3 protein-coding genes are annotated in these 3,031 nt (G+C 59.0%); 2 read left to right on the top strand and 1 reads right to left on the bottom strand.

Annotated features, from left to right (window positions below):
* The first annotated feature begins 138 nt into the window (after positions 1 to 138).
* Together PMI23_RS27995 and PMI23_RS27990 are read left to right on the top strand one after the other, a co-directional pair.
* Positions 139 to 1,266: an NAD(P)/FAD-dependent oxidoreductase gene (locus PMI23_RS27995; protein WP_007914319.1), complete on the top strand. Its 1,128-nt coding sequence runs from the start codon at positions 139 to 141 to the stop codon at positions 1,264 to 1,266.
* Between the two features lie 93 nt (positions 1,267 to 1,359).
* A complete protein-coding gene (locus PMI23_RS27990; protein ID WP_007914317.1) occupies positions 1,360 to 1,986 on the top strand; it encodes a helix-turn-helix transcriptional regulator in 627 nt (208 codons plus the stop codon).
* Between the two features lie 107 nt (positions 1,987 to 2,093).
* Here the strand turns inward: PMI23_RS27990 and PMI23_RS27985 are convergent, their stop codons facing one another.
* Complete coding sequence (locus PMI23_RS27985) at positions 2,094 to 2,870, bottom strand: ABC transporter substrate-binding protein (protein ID WP_007914314.1); 777 nt, start codon at positions 2,868 to 2,870, stop codon at positions 2,094 to 2,096.
* Positions 2,871 to 3,031 lie beyond the last annotated feature (161 nt).

Below are 3,031 nucleotides of genomic sequence, written 5' to 3'. Positions count from 1 at the left end.
CTGCGATCTTTTGATCTTGATCTTAAAAAACCAGATCAAAAGATCGCAGCCTTCGGCAGCTCCTACAGGGATCGCATTCCGATTGGGGAGTTGCCAATGACAGATCCCCAGAGAACCCCGATAGTTTTGGAGTTTTTCATGAGCCAGGCAGATTTCATCATCATCGGCGGCGGGATTGCCGGCGCTTCCACCGGTTTCTGGCTGTCGCCGCACGCTAAAGTGATCGTGCTCGAACGCGAATCCCACCCGGCCTATCACTCCACCGGGCGCTCCGCCGCGCTGTTCACTGCCGCGTACGGCACACCGCAAGTGCGTGCACTGACGCAGGCCAGCCGGGCGTTCTTCGACAATCCGCCAAGCGGTTTCTGCGAACACCCATTGCTGACCCCGCGCGGCGAAATGACCGTCGACTTCAGCGGTGACGCCGCCGAACTCAATAACCAATACCTCAGCGCCAAAGCCACGGTGCCGGAGATGCAACTGCTCAGCGCCGACGAAGCCTGCGCGCGGCTACCGATCCTGCGTCGGGAAAAAGTCCACGGCGCGATCTACGATCCGAGCGCCAGCGACATCGACACCGACGCCTTGCATCAGGGTTACCTGCGCGGCATCCGTCGCAATAACGGTGAAGTGCATACCGATTGCGAAGTACTCGGCCTGAGCCGCGACGCCGACGGCCTCTGGCACGTGCAAACCAACGGCCAGACTTTCAGCGCACCGATGATCATCAACGCCGCTGGCGCCTGGGCCGACAAAATCGGCGTTTTGGCCGGTGCCAAGCCGCTGGGCCTGCAACCGAAACGCCGCGCCGCGTTTATTTTCGCCGGCCCCGAAGGCGTCGACATTCATCACTGGCCAATGCTGGTCAGCCTCGACGAATCCTTCTATATGAAGCCTGACGCCGGCATGTTCCTCGGCTCGCCGGCCAACGCCGACCCGGTCGAACCTCACGATGTGCAGCCGGAAGAACTGGACATCGCCATGGGCATCTACCAGATCGAAGAAGCCACGACGCTGACCATCCGCCGCCCGACCCGCACCTGGGCCGGGCTGCGCAGTTTCGTTGCCGACGGTGATCTGCTCAGCGGTTTCGATCCGCAGATGCCAGGTTTGTTCTGGGTCGCCGCGCAAGGTGGCTACGGCATCCAGACTTCGCCGGCGATGGGCCAGGCCAGCGCGGCGTTGGTGCGTGGTCAGCCGCTGCCCGAGCACTTGCTGCAGTTCGGCCTGAGCAGCGCCATGCTCTCCCCTGCCCGCCTCGCCTGATCGTCCACCCGGATGACGCGCCCAACGGATTGCGGCACACTCGCACCGCCTCCTGATCACGGGGGCGTTGACGCTGCCTGGAGCTCCACTGTCATGACCGCCCCTGAATTCGACCCGGCGCTGGATAACTTCCGCGCCATCGCCGATGCCATCGCCACGCTGTTCTTTCCGCACGCCGAAGTGGTGCTGCACGACCTGCGCACGCAGAAGGTCGACTACATCGCCAACAACCTGTCCAAACGCGAGATCGGCGACGACTCGTCACTGGAAGACATGCTCAGCGAGGATGTCAGCGACCGCAATATCGGCCCGTACGAAAAGCTTAACTGGGATGGTCAGAAGATCCGTAGCCTGAGCAGCGTCCTGCGCGACAGCGAAGGCCTGCCGCTGGCGGTGCTGTGCATCAATCTGAATATTTCGCTGTTCGAGAATGCCAAGGCAGCGCTGGACCTGTTCCTCTCACCGAGCAAACTGATCCCGCAACCGGATTCACTGTTTCGCGATGACTGGCAGGAACGCATCAACACCTTCCTTCACGCCTGGCTGCGCGAGCGGCAACTGAGCCTGAATGTGCTGACTCGCGATCACAAACGTGAACTGGTGCTGGCGCTACACGCCGAGGGAGCGTTCAAGGGCAAGAGTGCCTCGAACTATGTGGCCAATGTGCTGAACATGGGGCGGGCGACGGTGTACAAGCATTTGAAGGAATTGAAAGGCTAGAGATTTGCGGTGATTTCTCTGACGCCATCGCTGGCAAGCCAGCTCCCACAGGTTTTGTGTACGCCGCAAATCCTTGTGGGAGCTGGCTTGCCAGCGATAGCGGACTATCAGTCGCCGTAGATGTCGGACTTGAAGTACTTCTCGGAAATTTTCTGGTACTCGCCACTCGCACGAATGCCATCAATCGCACCATTCAACTGGCTGACCAGTTCAGCATTGCCCTTGCGCACCGCAATCCCCGCGCCCTCGCCCACGTACTTCGGATCCTTCAACTCAGGCCCGACAAACGCATAACCCTTGCCACGCGGCATCGACAGGAAGTCATTGAGTGGAATGGTGTCAGCAAAAATCGCATCCAGCCGCCCCGCCGCCAGATCCATGTAAATCTCTTCGTTGTTGCTGTAGCGCTTGACGTTGATGCCCTTCGGCTCGAACACCTCGGTGGCATAACGATCAGTGGTGGTCGCGCGCTGCACGCCGACATTCTTGCCCTTGAGGCTGGCGTATTGATCGTCGACGGTGGCGCCTTCCTTCATCACGAGGCGTGACGAAGTGAAGTAATACTTGTGAGTGAAATCCACCGACTTCTTGCGGTCTTCGTTGATGGTCATCGAGGACAGCGCCATGTCGATTTTCTTCACTTTCAGCGAAGGAATCAGGCCGTCAAACTCACCTTCGACCCACACGCACTTGACCTTCATCTGCGCGCAAAGAGCGTTGCCGATGTCGTAGTCGAAACCGACTATTTCACCTTTGTCGGTTTTCGAGGCGAACGGCGGATAAGCGGCTTCGATGCCGATGCGCAGGGTTTGCTCAGCGGCGAACACGCTGGCTGAGGCCAACAGGCTGAGGGCCAGACCGGTGATGAGGGGGAGTTTCTTCATGTTCGTTCTCTCGCGGGTTGTTGTTGGTTTGGCAAGATGAAGAAGAGCAGCTGGTAGCGGGGAGCTACGAGCGGCAAGATTGAAGCATTTTGTACTTGTAAATCCATCTTGGACTTATATGTACAAATCGTCAATTCGGGGCAGAAGCAAAAAGATCGCAG

This window comes from Pseudomonas sp. GM24 (assembly GCF_000282235.1).
Taxonomy (GTDB): Bacteria; Pseudomonadota; Gammaproteobacteria; order Pseudomonadales; family Pseudomonadaceae; genus Aquipseudomonas.
Note: the sequence above shows the minus strand (reverse complement) of the source record. Positions and strands in the feature narration are given on the sequence as shown.

Excerpts from the sequence above, each read along its gene's own strand:
- PMI23_RS27995 (WP_007914319.1), top strand. The coding sequence starts at position 139 with ATGAGCCAGGCAGATTTCATCATCATCGGCGGCGGGATTGCCGGCGCT.
- PMI23_RS27985 (WP_007914314.1), bottom strand. The coding sequence starts at position 2,870 with ATGAAGAAACTCCCCCTCATCACCGGTCTGGCCCTCAGCCTGTTGGCC.
- PMI23_RS27990 (WP_007914317.1), top strand. The coding sequence starts at position 1,360 with ATGACCGCCCCTGAATTCGACCCGGCGCTGGATAACTTCCGCGCCATC.